This is a genomic window from Streptomyces sp. JH002, from assembly GCF_050916115.1.
Classification (GTDB): Bacteria; Actinomycetota; Actinomycetes; order Streptomycetales; family Streptomycetaceae; genus Streptomyces; species Streptomyces xiamenensis.
Genome location: NZ_CP087989.1, coordinates 1,278,416 through 1,298,491, shown reverse-complemented (window position 1 = coordinate 1,298,491; position 20,076 = coordinate 1,278,416). Strand labels below are relative to the sequence as shown.

Below are 20,076 nucleotides of genomic sequence, written 5' to 3'. Positions count from 1 at the left end.
GCGACCCGTTCGGCGCCGGCCCGGTGGCGGCGCCCGGGAGCGGTGTCCGTGCTCCGGCGCGAAGTCCCCGGTAATCTGCCCCTCATGGCTTCAGGTACGTCCGGCAGGAGTTCCCACAGCGCAGGCGCCGGGCGCAGCGGCGGGGGAGCCAGGAAGACGGCGCCCGCCCGGAGAGCGCCCGCGAAGAAGGCGGCGGCCCGCAAGCCGCCGGCCAAGAAGAAGGCCGCGCCCAAACGCAACATCGTGGTCCGGGTCGCCCGCCGGCTGTGGCTGGGCGTCGCGCACTCGGTGGGTGCCATGATGCGCGGCATACGGAGCGGCACCAAAGGGCTGGACCCCGATCTGCGGCAGGACGGGCTCGCCCTGCTGCTGCTCGGTCTCGCGCTGATCGTGATGGCCGGCACCTGGGCCAATCTCCAGGGCCCGGTCGGCGATCTGATCACCCTGGTCATCACCGGAGCGCTGGGCCGCCTGGATCTGGTCTTCCCGCTGCTGCTCGGCTTCATGGCGGTGCGTCTGTTCGCGCACCCCGAGAAACGCGAGGCGAACGGCCGGATCGTGGTCGGGCTGACCGCGCTGGTGATCGGGGTGCTCGGCCTGGTGCACGTCGCCACCGGCGCGCCCGGCCGCAGCGACGGTGCCCAGGCGCTGCGCGACGCGGGCGGCTACATCGGCTGGGCGGCCTCCCGCCCGCTGATCCTGACGCTCGGTGAGATGCTGGCCGTGGCGCTGCTGGTGCTGCTGACGGTCTTCGGACTGCTGGTGGTGACCGCCACCCCGGTCAACGCCATCCCGCGCCGTGTGCGGCAGGCCGCCGTCCGGCTACGGGTCTACGCCGAGGAGGACGACGGGGATCCGTACGCCTCCGCCGCCCCGTACGGCGGCACCGAGCGTCCGGTGCGCCCGCGCCGGCCGCGCCGTGGCGAGGGCGCCGAGCCGGGCGAGGACGCCGAGGGCCTCGAGCAGGAGGCGCTGGAGCGCCGCCGGGCGCCGCGCGGCCGCAAGGGGACGCGTGAGCGGGACGGTGACCCCATCGACGTGGCCGCGGCGACCGCCGCCGCCCTGGACGGCGCCGTGCTGCACGGGGTGCAGCCCTCGCCGCTGGTCGCCGATCTCAGCAGCCGGGTGTCCACCGGCCGCTCCCGTACCGCCTCCGCCGCCGACAGCGGGGCCGCCGCGCCGCCCGCGCAGCGCGGTGCGAGCGGCGGTGTGCCCGACCTGACCAAGGCCGCCCCCGAGCCGGTGGAGTCGCTGCCGCGGCGCGCCGAACAGCTCCAGCTGTCGGGGGACATCACCTACGCGCTGCCCTCCCTGGACCTGCTGGAGCGCGGCGGCCCCGGACGGACCCGCAGCGCCGCCAACGACGCGGTGGTGGAGTCGCTGACCACGGTGTTCACCGAGTTCAAGGTGGACGCGGCGGTCACCGGTTTCACCCGGGGGCCGACCGTCACCCGGTACGAGGTGGAGCTGGGCCCGGCGGTCAAGGTGGAGAAGATCACCGCCCTGACCAAGAACATCGCCTACGCGGTGGCCAGTCCCGATGTGCGGATCATCAGCCCGATCCCCGGCAAGTCGGCGGTCGGTATCGAGATCCCCAACAGCGACCGGGAGATGGTCAACCTCGGGGACGTGCTGCGCACCGCCGACTCGGTGGGGGACACCCATCCGCTGCTGGTCGGGCTCGGCAAGGACGTCGAGGGCGGCTATGTGGCGGCGAACCTGGCGAAGATGCCGCACCTGCTGGTGGCCGGTGCCACCGGATCCGGCAAGTCCTCGTGCATCAACTGCCTCATCACCTCGATCATGCTGCGCGCCACCCCGGAGGAGGTCCGGCTGGTGCTGGTGGACCCCAAGCGGGTGGAGCTGACGGCGTACGAGGGCATTCCGCACCTGATCACCCCGATCATCACCAACCCCAAGCGGGCCGCCGAGGCGCTCCAGTGGGTGGTGCGCGAAATGGACCTGCGCTACGACGACCTGGCCGCGTACGGTTTCCGGCACATCGACGACTTCAACGCGGCGGTGCGGGCGGGCAAGGTCACCGCGCCGCCCGGCAGCGAGCGCGAGCCGGCCCCGTACCCGTATCTGCTGGTGATCGTCGACGAGCTGGCGGATCTGATGATGGTGGCGCCGCGGGACGTGGAGGACGCGATCGTCCGCATCACGCAGCTGGCGCGGGCCGCGGGGATCCATCTGGTGCTCGCCACCCAGCGGCCCAGCGTGGACGTGGTGACCGGGCTGATCAAGGCGAATGTGCCCTCGCGGCTGGCGTTCGCGACATCGTCGCTCGCCGACAGCCGGGTGATCCTGGACCAGGCGGGCGCGGAGAAGCTGATCGGCAAGGGCGACGGGCTCTTCCTGCCGATGGGCGACAGCAAGGCCACCCGCATGCAGGGCGCCTTCATCACCGAGGCCGAGGTCGCCGCCGTGGTGCGGCACTGCAAGGAGCAGATGGACCCGGTCTTCCGGGACGACGTCACGGTCGCCGGCGGCGGGCGCAAGAAGGAGATCGACGAGGAGATCGGCGACGATCTGGATCTGCTGTGCCAGGCGGCCGAGCTGGTGGTGACCACCCAGTTCGGTTCGACGTCGATGCTCCAGCGCAAGCTGCGGGTGGGCTTCGCCAAGGCCGGGCGGCTGATGGACCTGATGGAGTCGCGGGGCGTGGTGGGGCCGAGCGAGGGATCCAAGGCGCGGGACGTGCTGGTGAAGCCGGACGAACTGCCGGGGGTGCTGGCGGTGATCCGGGGTGAACCTCACCCGTAAGGAGTAATCCGGTGCGCCGTGTGCGGCCGGGAGGGGGCGCGGGCGGGACCATTCGGTTGGCGGACAAAGTTCACCGGCCCGCTTGCCCGTTCCTTCGGCGTCCCCCCTAGACTTGTCCGCACAGCACGCGGTATCACGCTCGAAAGGCCCGCCCGTGTCCAACGGCAATTCCCCCGCCAAGGACCGGCCTTCCGTCGGTCGCACCCTTCAGCAGGCCCGGATCGATGCGCGCCTGACCGTGGATGAGGTCAGTTCCGCCACTCGGGTACGGGCTCCGATCATTCATGCCATCGAGGCGGACGATTTCTCCCGCAGCGGCGGTGACGTCTACGCGCGCGGGCACATCCGGATGGTCGCGCGCGCGGTCGGGCTCGACCCGGCCGAGGTGATCGCGCTGTACGCGGATCAGGAGGGCGCCGCGCCGCCGCCGTCGCCCGCCGCGCCCGTCTTCGAGGCGGAGCGCATCCGGCCCGAGCCCCGGCGCCCCAACTGGACGGCCGCGATGGTCGCCGCGATCGTCGCGGTGATCGCCTTCGTGGGCTTCAGCTTCCTTTCCGGCGGCGGCACCCCGGCCGGTTCGGTGGCCAAGGACAGCCCTTCGCCCTCACCCACCGCCGAGGGCGGCCCGGAGGGCGTGGACAAGGAGAGCGAGCCGCTGCCGCCCGCCGACCCGGAGCCCGACCCGTCGGACGAGGCGGTGGCCGGGGTGCCGGCCGACAAGGTCACGGTGATGGCCACGGTGGAGGGCGGATCGAGCTGGATCTCCGCCAAGGACAGCAGTGGCCGACTTCTGTTCGAAGGAGTGCTGAGCGACGGCGACTCCCAGACCTTCGTGGACGACGAGCAGATCGATCTGGTGCTGGGCAACGCCGGCGCGGTGCAGCTGCATGTCAACGGGAAGCCCCTGGACAGCGTGGGCGACTCGGGTCAGGTGCAGCGGCTGACGTACACCAAGGGCGACCCCGAAGAAGGCTGAGCGGCGCCCGGCAGAGCCGCCGCACGGTCGCACGACCGTGCGTGCGGGCTCTGTTGCCGGGCCGGGGGCGGGCGGGCCGGTGGGGACGAAGTAGGCTGAGCCCATGTCCGATCGCCGTACCGTTGCCCTGGTCACCCTTGGATGCGCCCGTAATGAGGTGGATTCGGAAGAGCTGGCGGGGCGGCTGGCCGCAGACGGCTGGGATCTGGTCGATGATGCGGCGGACGCCGACGTCGCCGTGGTCAACACCTGCGGCTTCGTCGAGGCCGCCAAGAAGGACTCGGTCGACGCGCTGCTGGAGGCCGGCGACCTGAAGGCGGCGGCCGGTGAGGGCCGGGGCCGCACCCAGGCGGTGGTGGCGGTCGGCTGTATGGCCGAGCGGTACGGCAAGGAACTGGCCGAGGCCCTGCCGGAGGCGGACGGCGTGCTCGGCTTCGACGACTACGCGGACATCTCCGAGCGGCTCGGCAGCATCCTGTCCGGCGGCGGCCACGTGCCGCACACCCCGCGCGACCGGCGCAAGCTGCTGCCGATCAGCCCCGTGGAGCGGCAGGGCGCCGAGGTGGCGCTGCCCGGGCACGGGGAGAGCGTTCCGGCGGACCTGCCGGCCGGTCTGGCGCCGGCCTCCGGGCCGCGGGCGCCGCTGCGGCGCCGGCTGGGCGACGGTCCGGTGGCGTCGGTGAAGCTGGCCTCCGGCTGCGACCGGCGCTGCTCGTTCTGCGCGATCCCGTCCTTCCGGGGCTCGTTCATCTCCCGGCGGCCCTCCGACGTGCTGGGAGAGGCGCGCTGGCTGGCCGAGCAGGGCGTCAAGGAGATCATGCTGGTCTCCGAGAACAACACCTCCTACGGCAAGGACCTCGGCGACATCCGGCTGCTGGAGACCCTGCTGCCCGAACTCGCCGCCGTCGACGGCCTGGAGCGGATCCGGGTCAGCTACCTGCAGCCCGCCGAGATGCGCCCCGGACTGATCGACGTGCTGACCGGCACCGAGAAGGTCGCCCCCTACTTCGATCTCTCCTTCCAGCACTCGGCGCCCGCGGTGCTGCGCGCCATGCGGCGGTTCGGGGACACCGACCGCTTCCTCGAACTGCTCGCCACCATCCGGGGCAAGGCACCGCTGGCCGGGGTGCGCTCCAACTTCATCGTCGGTTTCCCCGGTGAGACCGAGGCCGACGTGGCGGAACTGGAGCGCTTCCTGATCGGCGCCGACCTGGACGCGATCGGTGTCTTCGGATACTCGGACGAGGACGGCACCGAGGCGGCCTCCTACGAGCGGAAGAACGCTCCGGAGGTGATCGCCGAGCGGCTGGAGCGGATCACCCAGCTGGCGGAACAGCTGACCGCGCAGCGCGCCGAGGACCGGATCGGTGAGCCGGCCCGGGTACTGATCGAGTCCGTCGCGGCCGAGGACGGCGCCGAGGACGGGGTCGTCGCGGTGGGCCGCGCCGCCCACCAGGCGCCCGAGACCGACGGCCAGATGCTGATCACCGGCTCCCCGGACGCCCCGGTGCCGGGCGTCGGGGAGTTCATCGACACCGAGATCACCGGCGCCGAGGGAGTGGACCTGTTCGCCGCACCGCGCCCGGCCACCGTCCCCGTACCCGCCGGGGCCGACAGATGAGCGATGTGCCGGCCGCGGCGGCCGGGAAGGGACGGCCGGCCGGCGGGCGGGCCGCGGCGGCCGCGGCCGGGCCCGGACTGTGGAACATCGCCAATGTGCTGACCATGATCCGGCTGCTGCTGGTGCCCGGCTTCGTGCTGCTGATGCTCGCCGACGGGGGCCACGACCCGGTCTGGCGCGCCTGGGCGTGGGCCGCGTTCACCATCGCCATGATCACCGACCTCTTCGACGGAGAGCTGGCCAGGCGCTACAACCTGGTCACCGACTTCGGCAAGATCGCCGACCCCATCGCGGACAAGGCGATCATGGGCGCGGCGCTGATCTGTCTGTCGCTGCTGGCCGAGCTGCCCTGGTGGGTGACCGCGGTGATCCTCGCCCGCGAGCTGGGCATCACCGCACTGCGCTTCTGGGTCATCCGGCACGGGGTGATCCCAGCCAGCCGGGGAGGCAAGGTGAAGACCCTCGCCCAGGGCGTCGCGGTCGGCATGTACATCCTGGTGCTGCCAGGACTGCTGGCCACCGCCCGCTGGTGGGTGATGGCGGCGGCGGTGGTGCTCACGGTGGGCACCGCTCTCGACTACATACGGCAGGCGATCGTGCTGCGCCGGGCCGGACTGGCGCGCGAGCGCGGTGGGCGGCGTACGGCGGAGCGGGAGGAGAGCGAACGGTGAGTGACGGCGGCACGGCGGACAACCCCGCGGCCCAGGTACTGACCCTGCTGGCCGCGCGCGGACAGACTCTCGCGGTGGCCGAATCCCTCACCGGCGGCCTGGTGGCCGCGGCGCTCACGGACATCCCCGGGGCCTCCCGGGTCTTCCGGGGCTCGGTCACCGCGTACGCCACCGATGTGAAGCACGGGACGCTCGGCGTGGACGCCGCGCTCCTCGCGGAGCGCGGCGCGGTCGACGCCGAGGTCGCCGGACAGCTGGCCACCGGGGTGCGCGAGCGGCTCGGCGCCGACTGGGGCGTGGCCACCACCGGGGTGGCCGGTCCCGACCCGCAGGACTGTCAGCCGGTGGGCACCGTCTACGTAGCGGTTTCGCCCCCCGGATCCGGGGGAGTCGTCGCTCAGCGGATTCAGCTCAGTGGGGACCGGGCCGCGATCCGGGCCGGGAGCGTACGGGCGGTGCTCGCTCTGCTGCGCGAAGAACTCGTCCAAACCGCCCGAGCGGCGGGTCGAAACACGGAACAGAACGGAGAGGATGGATGTTTGCAGCCCTGAGTGAACAAGACATCGCTCCCCGCACGGGTGGAGTCCGAGGCGGTACGGTGGGGCATGAAGCAAGCGAGGCCAACGGTCCGAGGAGGGAGCCACCGATGATCCTGCTCCGTCGCCTACTGGGTGACGTGCTGCGTCGGCAGCGCCAACGACAGGGCCGCACTCTGCGCGAAGTGTCCTCGTCAGCCCGGGTCTCGCTCGGTTACCTCTCCGAGGTGGAGCGCGGGCAGAAGGAAGCGTCCTCGGAGCTGCTGGCCGCCATCTGCGACGCTCTTGAGCTGCGGATGTCGGAACTGATGCGCGAGGTCAGCGATGAGCTGGCACTCGCCGAGCTGGCCGCGTCCGCCGCGAGCGACGCGGTGCCGGCCCCGATGCGCCCGATGCTCAACCCGGTCCGCGTGACCTCGGTCACGCACCGTCCGGACGAGCATGTGACGATCAAGGCGTCGGCCGAGGCCGTGGACGTCGTAGCGGCCTGAGCACACAGGCACCACACCGCCGGGGAGAGCCGTCAGGGCCCTTCCCGGTCGGTCTTTCCGGAGCACTCCTCCGGCCGGCTCAACCGCGTAGCCGCAATCCGCGCGGGGTGGCGTGGAAGCCCGCCTCCTCCAGCAGCCGCACCCAGGTGGGGTCCGACAGCACGGCCGTGCCGTTGACCCGTTCCACCGTGATGGTGCCCAGCGCGCCGTGCCCGGCCGCTGCCGCCAGCGCCCCGGCCGCCGCCCGCAGGGCCTCCGTATCGTCCGCGTCCCGCCAGGCGAGCAGGGAGCGGCCGCCGCGCTCCAGATAGCACACCAGGGCGCCGTCGACGAGGACGACCAGGGCGCCCGCCTTGCGGCCCGGCTTGTGGCCGGCGTCCTGCGGGGGCTCCGGCCACGGCAGCGCGGCGCCGTAGGCGTTGGCCGGGTCGGCCGCGGCCAGCACCACCGCCTTGCCCGCCGTCCCGGGGCCCGGGTGCTCCCCGGAGGTGGCGATCGCCCGCAGCCGGTCCACCGCCCCCTCCATCGCGAACTGGGCGGCGCCCAGGCCCTCCACCACGTAGCCGCGCCGCGCCTGCCCGCTCTCCTCGAACACCGACAGCACCCGGTAGGCCGCTGCGAAGCCGCCCGTCACCCCTTCGGCGGACACCGCGCCCCGGGTCACCACCCCGTGCCGGTCGAGCAGCGTACGGGCCAGGGCGTGCGCGCGGACCGTCGGATCGCTCTCCCGGGGCGGCAGCAGCGACCAGCGGCCCGCCACGGTGGGTGGTCCGCCGCGGGAGGCCGGCGGTCTGCGGCCGGGGCCGGCCGCCACCGCCAGGGAGCCGTACCGGCCACGCGGGGTGCTGCGCCGGGCCCGGTGGGCGGTGGACCCCGCCGTGCGCCCCGAACCCAGCAGTGACCGCAGCGGGGCCAGCGAGTCATTGGTCAGCCGCCCGGACCAGGCCAGCTCCCACACGGCCTCGGCCAGCGCGGGTTCCGGTGTGTCGGGCCACTCCTGGTGGACCCGGTCGGCGATCTGCCGGAAGAACAGCCCGTAGCCGCCCTCCAGGGCCGACAGCACCGCCTGGTGAATCGGGGTCAGCTCCAGCGGGTGCGCGGGAGGCAGCAGCAGCGGGGCGCTGTCGGCCGGGTACAGCGCCACCCAGCCGTCCTTGCCGGGCAGCGCCCCGGCGCCCGCCCAGACCACCTCGCCGGAGGTGGTCAGCTCGTCGAGCAGCTGCGGGCCGTACCCGGGCACCCGGGAGGGAAGCACCAGCCGTTCCAGGGCGGAGGCGGGCACCGGCGCGCCCTGCAGCTGTTCCACGGCGCGCAGCAGTCCGTCGATGCCGCGCAGTCCGCCCCCGCCGCCCGACGGGTCGCCGACGTGCTGCCAGCGCGGCAGGAAGGCGGCCAGCGCGGTCGGCGGCACCGGCTCCAGCTCCTGGCGCAGCACCGCCAGCGAGCGGCGCCGCAGCCGGCGCAGCACCGTCGCGTCGCACCACTCCTGGCCCCGCCCCTGGGGGTGGAACTCGCCCTGGACCAGCCGCCCCTCGGCCGCCAGCCGGTGCAGCGCGCCGTCGGCGACGGCGGTGCCCAGCCCGAACCGTTCGGCGGCGTGCGCGGAGGTGAAGGGGCCGTGGGTACGGGCGTGGCGGGCCAGCAGGTCACCCAGCGGATCGCGCACCGGCTCGGTGAACGCCTCGGGCACCCCCACCGGGAGGGCCGCCCCCAGGGCGTCCCGCAGCCGTCCGGCGTCCTCGACGGCCGCCCAGTGCTCGCGGCCGCCGATGCGTACCCGCAGGGCGCGGCGGGCGTGCTCCAACTGCTCGGCCCAGTGCGCTTCCGCGCCGCGTTCGGTCAGCTCGGCGTCGGTCAGCGGGCCCAGGACGCGCAGTGCGTCGGCGACGGCCTCGGCGTCCTTCAGCCGCCGTTCCGGGGTCAGCCAGCGCAGTTCGCGCTCCAGTTCCGCCAGGACGCCGGGGTCGATCAGCTCGCGCAGCTCCGCCTTGCCGAGCAGTTCGGACAGCAGCCGGGAGTCCAGCGAGAGGGCGGCGGCGCGGCGTTCGGCCAGCGGCGAGTCGCCCTCGTACAGGTACTGCGCCACGTACCCGAACAGCAGGGAGCGGGCGAAGGGCGAGGGTTCGCGGGTGGTGACCTCCACCAGGCGGACCCGGCGGCCGGCGATGTCGCGCATCAGCTCGGCGAGCCCCGGGACGTCGAAGACGTCCTGCAGGCATTCGCGCACGGCCTCCAGGACGATCGGGAACGAGCCGAACTCGCTGGCGACCGAGAGCAGATGGGCGGCGCGCTGGCGCTGCTGCCACAGCGGGGTACGGCGGCCGGGGTCGCGGCGCGGCAGCAGCAGGGCGCGGGCCGCGCACTCGCGGAACCGGGCGGCGAACAGCGCGGAGCCACCGACCTGTTCGGTGACGAGGTCATCGACCTCGCCCGCCTCGAAGAGCACATCGGCGGCGGTGACCGGGGGCTGTCCGTCGTCCGCCGCGTACCGCGCGGGGTCGAGACCGGTGTCGGGGGTGGCGCCGTCCGGGTCGAAGCCCAGCAGATCGATGTCGGGAAGCCGCAGCACGATGCCGTCGTCCGCGTGCAGCACCTGGGCGTCCACGCCGAAGCGTTCGGTGAGCCGGGCGCCGAGAGCGAGGGCCCAGGGGGCGTGCACCTGCGCGCCGAAGGGGGAGTGCACCACCACCCGCCAGTCGCCCAGTTCGTCGCGGAACCGCTCCACCACGATGGTGCGGTCGTCGGGGACGTGCCCGCACGCCCGGCGCTGCTCGTCCAGGTAGCCGAGGACGTTGTCCACCGCCCAGGTGTCCAGGCCGGCCGCGGTCAGCCGTTCCCTGGCCGCGGCGGGCTCCAGGGCGCCGACCTCGCGCAGGAACGCGCCGAGGGCGCGGCCGAGCTCCAGCGGGCGGCCCAGCTGGTCGCCCTTCCAGAACGGCAGCCGGCCCGGCACCCCGGGTGCCGGGGTGACCAGCACCCGGTCCCGGGTGATGTCCTCGATCCGCCAGGAGGTGGTGCCGAGGGTGAAGACGTCGCCGACCCGCGACTCGTACACCATCTCCTCGTCCAGCTCCCCGACCCGGCCGCCGCCCTTGCGCGGGTCGGAGCCGGCCAGGAACACCCCGAACAGGCCGCGGTCGGGGATGGTGCCGCCGGAGGTCACGGCCAGCCGCTGGGCGCCGGGGCGGCCGGTGACCGTGTGCGCCACCCGGTCCCACACCAGGCGGGGCCGCAGCTCGGCGAAGGCGTCCGAGGGGTAGCGGCCGGCGAGCATGTCGAGGACCGAGTGGAAGGCCGATTCGGGCAGGGCGGCGAACGGGGCGGCGCCGCGGACCAGCGCGAGCAGTTCGTCCACGTCCCAGGTGTCCAGGGCGGTCATCGCGACCAGTTGCTGGGCCAGGACGTCGAGCGGGTTGGCCGGGACGCGCAGGGCCTCGATGGCACCGGCCCGCATCCGTTCGGTGACCACCGCCGACTGCACCAGGTCGCCGCGGTACTTGGGGAAGACCACGCCGGAGGAGACCGCGCCCACCTGGTGTCCGGCGCGGCCCACGCGCTGGAGTCCGGAGGCCACCGAGGGCGGGGACTCCACCTGGATGACCAGGTCGACGGCGCCCATGTCGATGCCCAGTTCCAGCGAGGAGGTGGCGACGACGGCGGGCAGCCGGCCGGCCTTGAGGTCCTCCTCGATCTGGGAGCGCTGCTCCTTGGAGACCGAGCCGTGGTGCGCGCGGGCGAGGACGGCGGGGGCGCCCTTCGCGGCGCCCGAGCCGCCCATCAGGTCGGCGGGGGAGTGTTCCTCGGGGAGCGGGGTGCCGGTGTCGCGCTCGTGGGCGATCTCGTTCATCCGGTTGCACAGCCGCTCGGCCAGCCGCCGGGAGTTGGCGAAGACGATGGTGGAACGGTGCGCCCGCACCAGGTCGACGATGCGCTCCTCGACGGAGGGCCAGATGGAGGGCTTCTCGCCGGAGCCGGGGGCGTCGGGGACGGGGGAGCCGCCGAGCTCGCCGAGGTCGGGGACGGGGACGACCACGGACAGCTGGAACTGTTTGCCGCTGGGCGGCTGCACGATGGTGGCGCGGCGGCGCGGGGACAGGAAGCGGGCCACCTCGTCGACGGGGCGCACGGTGGCGGACAGCCCGATGCGGCGTGCGGGGCGCTCCAGCAGGGCGTCGAGCCGTTCCAGGGAGAGCGCGAGGTGGGCGCCGCGCTTGGTGCCGGCCACCGCGTGCACCTCGTCCAGGATCACCGTTTCCACGCCGGCGAGCGCCTCGCGGGCGGCGGAGGTCAGCATCAGGAACAGCGACTCGGGGGTGGTGATCAGGATGTCCGGGGGGCGGCGGGACATGGCGCGGCGTTCGGTGGGCGGGGTGTCGCCGGAGCGGATGCCGACCGTGATCTCCGGCTCGGGCAGGCCGAGGCGTACGGATTCCTGCCGGATGCCGGTCAGCGGGCTGCGCAGGTTGCGTTCGACGTCGACGGCCAGGGCCTTGAGCGGGGAGACGTACAGCACCCGGCAGCGCTTGAGGGGGTCGGCGGGGGGCGGGGTGGCGGCCAGCCGGTCCAGGGAGGCGAGGAACGCGGCCAGGGTCTTGCCGGAGCCGGTGGGGGCGACCACCAGCGCGTCGGATTCCGCGGCGATCGCGTGCCAGGCGCCCTCCTGGGCCGGGGTGGGCGCGGAGAAGGCTCCGGTGAACCACGCGCGGGTGGCCGGGGAGAATCCGCTCAGGGCGCTGGAAGTGCTCACCCGACCATCGTGCACCCGGCCACTGACAAACGGCCGGGTGGCGGCGGGAGCGGCGGTGGGCCGGGGCCGTGGCGAGGGCCGCCGGGACCGGCCGCGCGGGGCGGGATACTGGAACCATGCGGTTGACGGAATTCTGGGCGCGGATGCGGGAAAACTTCGGGCCCGCGTACGCGGAATCGTTCGCCCGGGATCATGTGATGTCCGAGCTGGGCGGGCGGACGGTGCACGAGGCGTTGGACGCCGGATGGGCGGTCAAAGACGTCTGGCGCGGGGTCTGTGCCGCGGTCGAGGTGCCCGCACACCTGCGCTGAGCTGCGGAAATGAGGTTTTCCACAGGTCGGGCGGGGGCGCTTGACACATAAATCGAACATCCATTCTCATGGGGGTGCGGAGCGGTGCCCCGGCCGGGTGTCGGCGTCGATTGTCAGTGGCAGGCACTAGCGTCCGTGAGTGTGAAGCGATCGAATCAGACGGACCGGGTGGCTCCCATGGCAGGTACGGACCGCGAGAAGGCGCTCGACGCCGCTCTCGCACAGATTGAACGACAGTTCGGCAAGGGCGCGGTGATGCGCCTGGGGGAGCGCCCTGACGAGCCCATCGAGATCATCCCCACCGGCTCCACGGCCCTGGACGTGGCCCTGGGCGTCGGGGGTCTCCCACGCGGGCGGGTGGTGGAGGTCTACGGCCCCGAGTCCTCCGGCAAGACCACTCTCACGCTGCACGCGGTGGCCAACGCCCAGAAGGCGGGCGGCACGGTCGCGTTCGTGGACGCCGAGCACGCGCTGGACCCGGAGTACGCCAAGCGGCTGGGCGTGGACGTGGATCAGCTGATCCTCTCCCAGCCGGACAACGGCGAGCAGGCGCTGGAGATCGTGGACATGCTGATCCGCTCCGGCGCCCTGGACCTGATCGTCATCGACTCGGTGGCCGCCCTGGTGCCGCGCGCCGAGATCGAGGGTGAGATGGGCGACTCGCACGTGGGTCTCCAGGCCCGGCTGATGAGCCAGGCCCTGCGGAAGATCACCGGTGCGCTCCACCAGTCGAAGACCACCGCGATCTTCATCAACCAGCTCCGGGAGAAGGTCGGGGTGATGTTCGGCTCGCCGGAGACCACCACGGGCGGCCGGGCGCTGAAGTTCTACGCCTCGGTGCGCCTGGACATCCGGCGGATCGAGACCCTCAAGGACGGCACCGACGCGGTCGGCAACCGCACCCGCGTCAAGGTCGTCAAGAACAAGGTGGCCCCGCCGTTCAAGCAGGCCGAGTTCGACATCCTGTACGGCATGGGCATCAGCCGCGAGGGCGGGCTGCTGGACATGGGTGTGGAGCACGGCATCGTCCGCAAGTCCGGCGCCTGGTACACCTACGAGGGCGACCAGCTGGGGCAGGGCAAGGAGAACTCCCGCAACTTCCTGCGCGACAACCCCGATCTCGCCAATGAGATCGAGCGGCGGATCAAGGAGAAGCTGGGCATCGGCCCGAAGACCGAGACGAGCGAGGCCGAGCCGGCCAAGGACGCTGCGAAGACGGCCGCCGCCGGGGCGTCCGCCACCGCCGCCGCGAAGACCGTGCCCGCGCCGGCGGCCAAGGCCACCAAGACGGCCAAGACCGCGGCCGCCGCGGCCAAGAGCTGACGGTGACCCGGCGCACCGAGAGCGGCGACGCCCCCTCCACGTCGAGGGCCGGGGCGGGGGCGTCGCAGAACGAGCGGGAGCCGCGGGACCCGGCGGAACGGGCACGGGCGATCTGCCTGCGGCTGCTCACCGGGTCCCCGCGCACCCGGCAGCAGCTGACGGAGGCGCTGCGCAAGCGGGAGATCCCCGACCCGGTGATCGACGAGGTGCTGGACCGCTTCGAGGAACTGCGGTTCATCGACGACGCCGCGTTCGCCGGCGCCTGGGTCGAGTCCCGGCACCACGGCCGGGGCCTGGCCCGCCGGGCGCTGGCGCGGGAGCTGCGCACCAAGGGGGTGGACCCGGCCGTCATCGAGGAGGCCGTGGGCACGCTGGACAGTGAGCGCGAGGAGGCCACCGCCCGCGACCTGGTCGAGCGCAAGCTGCGCGCCACTCGCGGGCTGGAGCGGGACAAACGGCTGCGCCGGCTGGCCGGGATGCTGGCCCGCAAGGGCTACCCGGAGGGGATGGCCCTGCGGGTGGTCCGGCAGGCCCTGGAGGCGGAGGGCCACCAGGAGGAGGACGGGTGGGAGGACTCCGCGGCCTGGCCGCCGCCCGCCACCGGTCAGTGACCGGGCCGCGGCCCGGTCACTGACCGCCCGGATCCTCAGGCAACCGTGGTGTCCGCGCGGGCGTCCGTCCCGCCGTCCGGCCCCGCCTGCGTCTCCGCACGCCAGCGCGCTATGAAGGCCAGCAGCTCCTCCCGGTCCGCGCCGGGCAGGGTCCCCGCCAGATGGCCGTCGGGGCGGATCACCAGCAGGGTGTGCGCCGCCGCGTCCGGATAGTCCTCGGTGACCAGCAACTCGGTGGGCACCGGCAGCGCCCGGGCGGCCACCGCCAGCCGGGGCATCAGCCCCGCCGACAGCCAGTGCTTGGCGTCCCACACCCGCGAACCGGGGGCGGTCAGCAGCAGCAGCAGTGGCCCGCCCAGGCAGTGCCGCAGCCGGGTGCGGGTGCCGTCCAGCGCGGTCACCGGCACATCGAGCACCGGGGACCCGGGCGGGGTGGCGCTGGTGGCCCGGCGGGAGACGAAAGTCAGGGGCGAGTCCGGGTAACGGCCGGGCGCGCCCAGCGCCCCGTCGCCGGTGTGGCCGTCGGTGAGCAGCCGCAGCCGCCCCTTGCCCCGGCCGCGCACGAGCCGGGTGAGCAGCCCGCGCCGGCCGCGTACCAGGGGCAGCGCCTGGTCCACGGCCCGCAGCCGGTCGGCGACCGCGGCGCGACGCTCGATCTCATAGCTGTCCAGCAGATGCGCGGCCGCCGCGTGATGACAGGCGGCGGCCAGCTTCCAGGACAGATTCTCGACGTCCCGCAGGCCCTCGGCGATCTGCTGGGTGCCGAGCGCGCCCAGCAGGCGGGCGGCGTCCCCGGCGAGAAAGACCCGCCCCGAGCGCCAGCGCAGGGCCAGGCGCTGATGACAGACCTGGACGCCGGCGTCCAGCAGCTCGTACGGCGGCAGGTCGCCGTCGTGCCAGCCCCCCAGGGTGGTGTGCACCCGTTCCAGCATCGCGTCCGGGGTGATGAGCCCGTCCTCCTCGGGCAGCGGCCAATCCAGCCGCCAGCGGTGGCCCGGCAGCGGCCGGACGGTCACCTCGCCACCGGGGCCGCCCCGGTGCACGCCGCCCTCGCCGGGCCACGGCAGTTCGGTGCGCAGCGCCGCCACGGCGTGGCGCTCGACGGCGGTGCGGCCGGGGAAACCGATGCCCAGCAGCTTGCGCACGGTGGAACGGGCGCCGTCACAGCCGACCAGATAACTGCCGCGCAGGGTCTGCTCGGTGAGTTCGGTGCTGCGGACGACGACCTCGGTGTCGCTCTGTTCCACGGCGGTGACGCGGGTCCCGGCCAGGACACGGATCAGCTCCTGGCCGGCGACCGCCGCGCGCAGCGCACCCTCCAGGGCGTGCTGCGGGAGGTGGAACGGCGCCTCACCGGCGGCGAAGGCACGGTGCGCGACCGTGCGGCCGCGCTGCCGGGTGTGCCAGCCGCTGAGGGCGGCGGTCTCCCGGCCCAGCCCCGGCAGCCTGGCCCAGTGGGCGAGGTCCGGGAAGAGGACGCAGGTACGGGCGAGGCGGGGCGGCGGGGGGCCGTCGGCACCATCGAGCACGATGGTGGGGACACGGTGCCCGGCCAGGGCAAGCGCCAGCGCGAGCCCGATCGGGCCCGCGCCGGCAATGATCACGGGCAGCACATCATGTATGCAACCCAGCGGTTGTTCTTGCGTCAAGTCGGCCTTGACGTACGGGAGTCGGCGGTTGGCCGGATCAGGCCTTCTCGCCGTCCCCGGAAGGTGGGGCAGCGACCGCCATCCCCCCGCCGACGCCGCCGACCTGGGCGCCCGGATCCACGGTCACGGTCACCCCCGTGCTGCGCTTGCCGCGCCGCAGCTTGCCCTCCAGCCAGCTTGCAAAGCTGGTGATCAGGAAGTTCACCACGATGAAGATCACCGCGACGACCACGAAGCTGGCGATGACATTGCCGTAGTTCGCGCTGACCAGGCCGACGCTGCGCATCAGCTCGCTGTAGCCGAGCAGGGCGCCACCGAGGGCGGTGTCCTTGACGATGACGACCAGCTGGCTGACGATCGCCGGCAGCATCACCGTGACCGCCTGCGGCAGCAGGACGAAGGTCATCATCTGGCTCTTGCGCATGCCGATCGCCTGGGCGGCGTCACGCTGGCCCTTGGGCAGGGACAGGATGCCGGCCTTGACCACCTCGGCCAGGACCGAGGCGTTGTACAGCACCAGGCCCGTGACCACCGCGTACATCGGCCGGTCGGAGCGGTCCACGTCCGTCCACATCGCGTACGCCTCGTTGGCGAACAGCATCAGCAGCAGCACAGGGATGGCGCGGAAGAACTCCACGATCGCGCCGACCGGCCTGCTGATCCACCAGTGGTCCGACAGCCGGCCGATGCCCAGGATCGCGCCCAGCGGAAGCGCGATCACCATGGCGAGCGCGGCCGCCGTCAGGGTGGCCTGCAGCCCCGGAAGCAGGTAGGTCGTCCACACCCGGGAGTCGGTGACGAACGGCTCCCACTTGCGTGCGTCCAGTTCGCCGTTGTCGTCCAGGGTCCCGTAGAGCCACCAGGCGCCCGCGGCGAGCAGGACCACGAAGAGGGCGGCGATCAGGACGTTGCGCCGGCGGGCGCGGGGGCCCGGGGCATCGTACAGAACGGAGAGGTCGCTCATCGTTTCACCGCCACGCGCTTGCTCACCCAGCCGAGGAACAACCCCATGGGAAGAGTGAGAATGATGAATCCCAGGGCGAAGATCGCCGCGATCGGAATCAGTTGGGCTTCGTTCTCGATCATCGCCTTCATCAGGGCGGAGGCCTCGGCCACCCCGATGGCGGAGGCGATCGTGGTGTTCTTGGTCAGCGCGATCAGCACGTTGGCCAGCGGCGCCACCACGGAGCGGTACGCCTGGGGGAGCACGATGAGCCGCAGCACCTGGAAGAAGTTCAGCCCCAGCGCGCGGGCGGCTTCCGCCTGGCCCACCGGAACGGTGTTGATGCCGGAGCGCACTGCCTCGCAGACGAAGGTGGCGGTATAGGCGACGAAGCCCAGGACAGCCAGCCGGAAGCCCAGCGCCTCCAGGTCCTTGCCCGCCCCCATGTCGAAGTTCAGGGTGAAGTACAGGCCCTGGGAGCACGCCAGGATGATCAGGGTCAGAGGGGTGTTACGGAAGATGTGCACGTAGGCGGTACCGAAGGCACGCATGATCGGGACCGGGCTGACGCGCATGCCGGCCAGGATGGTTCCCCAGATGAGGGAGCCGACGGCTGAGTAGAAGGTGAGCTGCACCGTTACCCAGAACGCCCCGAACAGGTCATACCGTTCGAGATCAAGGAATTCGAACACGGAAACTCGCAGTCTCGGCGGAGAGTGGGATGAGGAGGTGGGGCGGAGCGCCGCCGCCGGATGTCAGCGGCGGCGCTCCCTCCCCGTGGCCCGGACGCTCAGTTGGTCTCCGTGATCTCCGGGGCGCCCTCGGCGGCGTAGCCCGAGGGGCCGACGTTCTTCTCGATGGCCGCGTCCCACTCGCCGTCGTCGATCATCTTCTGGATGGCGGTGTTGATGTCGGCGCGCAGGTCGGAGCCCTTCTGGACACCGATGCCGTAGAACTCGTCGGACAGGTTCAGGCCGGCCAGCTTGAACTTGCCCTGGTGCTGGTCCTGCGCGGCGTAACCGGCCAGGATGACGTCGTCCGTGGTGATCGCGTCGACCTGGCCGTTCTCCAGGCCCGCCAGGCACTCGGAGTAGGTGGCCTGCTCGAACAGCCCGGCTTCGGGGGCGATCTCGTCCTTGATGCGCTGCGCCGGGGTGGAGCCGGCGACCGAACACAGCGTGAGGTTGTTGATGTCGTCCTCGCTGGTGACGTCCTCGTCGGCACGGATCAGCAGATCCTGGTGGGCCACGAAGTACGGGCCGGCGAAGTCGACCTCCTGCTTGCGGGTGTCGGTGATGGAGTAGGTGGCGACGATGAAGTCGACGTCACCGCGCTTGAGCAGGTTCTCGCGCTCGGGGCTGGGGGACTCGACGAAGTTGATGTTCTCCGGGGTGTACCCGAGCTCACCGGCGACATACGTGGCCACGTCCACGTCGAAACCGGCGAACGAGCCGTCGGGGGTCTTCAGACCCAGACCGGGCTGGTCGAACTTGATGCCGACGGTGATCTTCCCGCCCCCACCGTCACCGCTGCCACCGTTGTCGTCGTCGCTGGAGCCGCAGGCGGTCGCGGTCAGGGACAGGGCGAGAACGGAGGCGGCCAGCGCGCTTGCCTTGCGGAGCTTCATGGTTGTACTTCCCTCTTCGTCGAACGTGCTGTGCGTATCGGTTGCGTGCGGCGTGCCGGGCTCAGTGGGCGAGGATCTTCGACAGGAAGTCCTTGGCCCGGTCGCTGCGCGGGTTGTCGAAGAACTGGTGGGGGTCGGCCTCTTCGACGATCCGGCCGTCCGCCATGAACACCACGCGGTTGGCGGCGGAGCGGGCGAAGCCCATCTCATGGGTGACGACGACCATGGTCATGCCCTCGGCAGCCAGCTGCTGCATGACTTCGAGGACCTCGTTGATCATCTCCGGGTCCAGGGCCGAGGTGGGCTCGTCGAAGAGCATCACCTTCGGCTCCATCGCCAGGGCACGCGCGATGGCCACGCGCTGCTGCTGGCCGCCGGAGAGCTGGGCCGGGTACTTGTCGGCCTGGTTGCCGACGCCCACCCGGTCGAGCAGGGCCCGGGCCCGGGTCTCGACCTCGGCCTTGTCCTGGCGGCGCACCTTGATCGGGCCGAGCATCACGTTCTGCAGCACGGTCTTGTGCGCGAACAGATTGAAGGACTGGAAGACCATGCCCACATCGGCGCGCAGCCGGGCCAGCTCGCGGCCCTCCTGCGGCAGGGGATCGCCGTCGATGGTGATCGTTCCGGCGTCAATGGTCTCCAGCCGGTTGATGGAACGGCACAGCGTGGACTTGCCGGATCCGGAGGGACCGATGACGACGACGACCTCGCCGCGCTTGATGGTCAGGTTGATGTCCTGAAGCACATGCAGCGCGCCGAAGTGCTTGTTCACGCTGTCCAGGACGACCAGGTCTCCCGTCGCAGGCGACGCGTCCTCGGGTTCCTTGGTCAGCGACGTCTCGCTCATCGTGGGGTTGCTCCGTCCTCGTCGGTTGCAGGGACACTAGCCAGCACGCGGGGCAGCGTCAGCAGAGTTGAGCGGAAATTGAGCATCACGATCCGATCGCGCGGAATGCGTACGGTGACGCCCGGTCGCTGTCGGTATGCGTTCCCCGTTTTCCGGATAACGGAACAGTTCAGCTCTCCGGAAGCCCCTTGACTCCGGGTCCGCCCCCGTGATGGATGCAGATAGGAAGCACACCGGCAGCGCAGCGGATGGGAGGTCGCGGAGCGGGATGAGACTCCTCCTGGTCGAGGACGACGAACACGTGGCCGCCGCCCTCATCGCGGTGCTCGGCCGCCACGGCATCTCCGTGGCGCACGCCCGGGGCGGCGAGGACGCGCTGACCCGGCTGCGGAACGGCTCCTTCGACGTCGTCCTGCTCGATCTCACCCTGCCCGACCTGGACGGCTTCGAGGTGTGCGGCCGGATCCGCCGCCTCACCTCGATCCCGGTGATCATGGTGACCGCGCGCGCCGACGTGCGCTCGCGCATCCACGGCCTGAACATCGGCGCCGACGACTACGTGGTCAAGCCGTACGACACCGGCGAGCTGCTGGCCCGCATCCACGCCGTGAGCCGCCGCAAGGCCGCCGAGGAGCCCGAGCGCGCCGAGGGCCCCGGCGGCGTCCTGTCCCTGGGCCCGGTCACCCTGGAGCACGCCTCCCGCCAGGTGACCGTGGACGGTGAACGGATCGCGCTGACCCGTAAGGAGTTCGACCTGCTGGCACTGCTGGCCCACCGGCCCGGGGTGGTCTTCCGCCGGGAGCAGATCATCTCCGACGTGTGGCAGACCAGCTGGGAGGGCACCGGCCGCACCCTGGAGGTGCACATCGCCTCGCTGCGCTCCAAGCTGCGCCGCCCCGAACTCGTCGAGACGGTGCGCGGCGTCGGCTACCGGCTCGCCCTGCCGCCCCGCTGAGA

The 20,076-nt window shown here is 72.4% G+C and carries 15 protein-coding genes and 1 pseudogene; 10 read left to right on the top strand and 6 right to left on the bottom strand.

The genetic code is table 11. The annotated features are described in order from the left end of the window. Window positions 1-84: 84 nt before the first annotated feature. From H7827_RS05460 to H7827_RS05435, 6 genes are all read left to right on the top strand, one after another. The gene (locus H7827_RS05460) at window positions 85-2,766 is read left to right on the top strand and encodes a DNA translocase FtsK (RefSeq protein ID WP_432743097.1); all 2,682 of its coding nucleotides are present in this window, start codon (window positions 85-87) and stop codon (window positions 2,764-2,766) included. Between the two features lie 154 nt (window positions 2,767-2,920). After that, window positions 2,921-3,742 (top strand): helix-turn-helix domain-containing protein, encoded by an 822-nt coding sequence (locus H7827_RS05455; protein ID WP_386538924.1) that lies wholly within the window; start codon window positions 2,921-2,923, stop codon window positions 3,740-3,742. 103 nt (window positions 3,743-3,845) lie between these two features. Further along, window positions 3,846-5,363, top strand: a complete 1,518-nt coding sequence (gene rimO, locus H7827_RS05450; protein WP_432743094.1) for a 30S ribosomal protein S12 methylthiotransferase RimO — start codon at window positions 3,846-3,848, stop codon at window positions 5,361-5,363. Beyond that, window positions 5,360-6,034 (top strand): CDP-diacylglycerol--glycerol-3-phosphate 3-phosphatidyltransferase, encoded by a 675-nt coding sequence (gene pgsA, locus H7827_RS05445; RefSeq protein ID WP_432743092.1) that lies wholly within the window; start codon window positions 5,360-5,362, stop codon window positions 6,032-6,034. Before rimO ends, pgsA begins: the two co-directional genes overlap by 4 nt. Further along, window positions 6,031-6,585, top strand: a complete 555-nt coding sequence (locus tag H7827_RS05440) for a CinA family protein (RefSeq protein ID WP_432743090.1) — start codon at window positions 6,031-6,033, stop codon at window positions 6,583-6,585. Before pgsA ends, H7827_RS05440 begins: the two co-directional genes overlap by 4 nt. A 95-nt stretch (window positions 6,586-6,680) precedes the next feature. Further along, entirely contained in the window at window positions 6,681-7,061 is a 381-nt protein-coding gene (locus H7827_RS05435; protein WP_247481294.1) for a helix-turn-helix domain-containing protein, read from the top strand. A gap of 79 nt (window positions 7,062-7,140) precedes the next feature. Here H7827_RS05435 and H7827_RS05430 read toward each other — a convergent pair whose 3' ends face one another. Then, window positions 7,141-11,808: an ATP-dependent helicase gene (locus H7827_RS05430; RefSeq protein ID WP_432743088.1), complete on the bottom strand. Its 4,668-nt coding sequence runs from the start codon at window positions 11,806-11,808 to the stop codon at window positions 7,141-7,143. Between the two features lie 116 nt (window positions 11,809-11,924). On the opposite strand from H7827_RS05430, the gene H7827_RS05425 reads away from it, so the two are divergent. The 3 genes and pseudogenes from H7827_RS05425 to recX all read left to right on the top strand — a co-directional run. Next, complete coding sequence (locus H7827_RS05425) at window positions 11,925-12,119, top strand: DUF3046 domain-containing protein (RefSeq protein WP_030730086.1); 195 nt, start codon at window positions 11,925-11,927, stop codon at window positions 12,117-12,119. 177 nt (window positions 12,120-12,296) lie between these two features. Beyond that, window positions 12,297-13,442 (top strand): recombinase RecA, encoded by a 1,146-nt coding sequence (recA, locus tag H7827_RS05420; RefSeq protein ID WP_432743086.1) that lies wholly within the window; start codon window positions 12,297-12,299, stop codon window positions 13,440-13,442. Continuing rightward, window positions 13,376-14,053: pseudogene (gene recX / locus H7827_RS05415) on the top strand (recombination regulator RecX); the annotation flags it as partial. The gene recA and the pseudogene recX, both read left to right, overlap by 67 nt. Window positions 14,054-14,088: 35 nt before the next feature. Here the strand turns inward: recX and H7827_RS05410 are convergent. The 5 genes from H7827_RS05410 to H7827_RS05390 form a co-directional block, all read right to left on the bottom strand. Then, window positions 14,089-15,666: an FAD-dependent monooxygenase gene (locus H7827_RS05410; protein ID WP_432743084.1), complete on the bottom strand. Its 1,578-nt coding sequence runs from the start codon at window positions 15,664-15,666 to the stop codon at window positions 14,089-14,091. Between the two features lie 73 nt (window positions 15,667-15,739). Next, complete coding sequence (locus H7827_RS05405) at window positions 15,740-16,666, bottom strand: amino acid ABC transporter permease (protein WP_386538938.1); 927 nt, start codon at window positions 16,664-16,666, stop codon at window positions 15,740-15,742. After that, a complete protein-coding gene (locus tag H7827_RS05400) occupies window positions 16,663-17,337 on the bottom strand; it encodes an amino acid ABC transporter permease (protein ID WP_030730102.1) in 675 nt (224 codons plus the stop codon). Before H7827_RS05400 ends, H7827_RS05405 begins: the two co-directional genes overlap by 4 nt. Before the next feature lie 98 nt (window positions 17,338-17,435). Then, window positions 17,436-18,272, bottom strand: coding sequence for a glutamate ABC transporter substrate-binding protein (locus H7827_RS05395; RefSeq protein WP_386538940.1), 837 nt, complete (start codon window positions 18,270-18,272; stop codon window positions 17,436-17,438). A 61-nt stretch (window positions 18,273-18,333) separates the two neighbouring features. Beyond that, a complete protein-coding gene (locus H7827_RS05390) occupies window positions 18,334-19,119 on the bottom strand; it encodes an amino acid ABC transporter ATP-binding protein (protein ID WP_030730108.1) in 786 nt (261 codons plus the stop codon). Between the two features lie 268 nt (window positions 19,120-19,387). Between H7827_RS05390 and H7827_RS05385 the strand changes: the two genes are divergently transcribed. Next, window positions 19,388-20,074, top strand: a complete 687-nt coding sequence (locus tag H7827_RS05385) for a response regulator transcription factor (RefSeq protein ID WP_030730111.1) — start codon at window positions 19,388-19,390, stop codon at window positions 20,072-20,074. Window positions 20,075-20,076 lie beyond the last annotated feature (2 nt).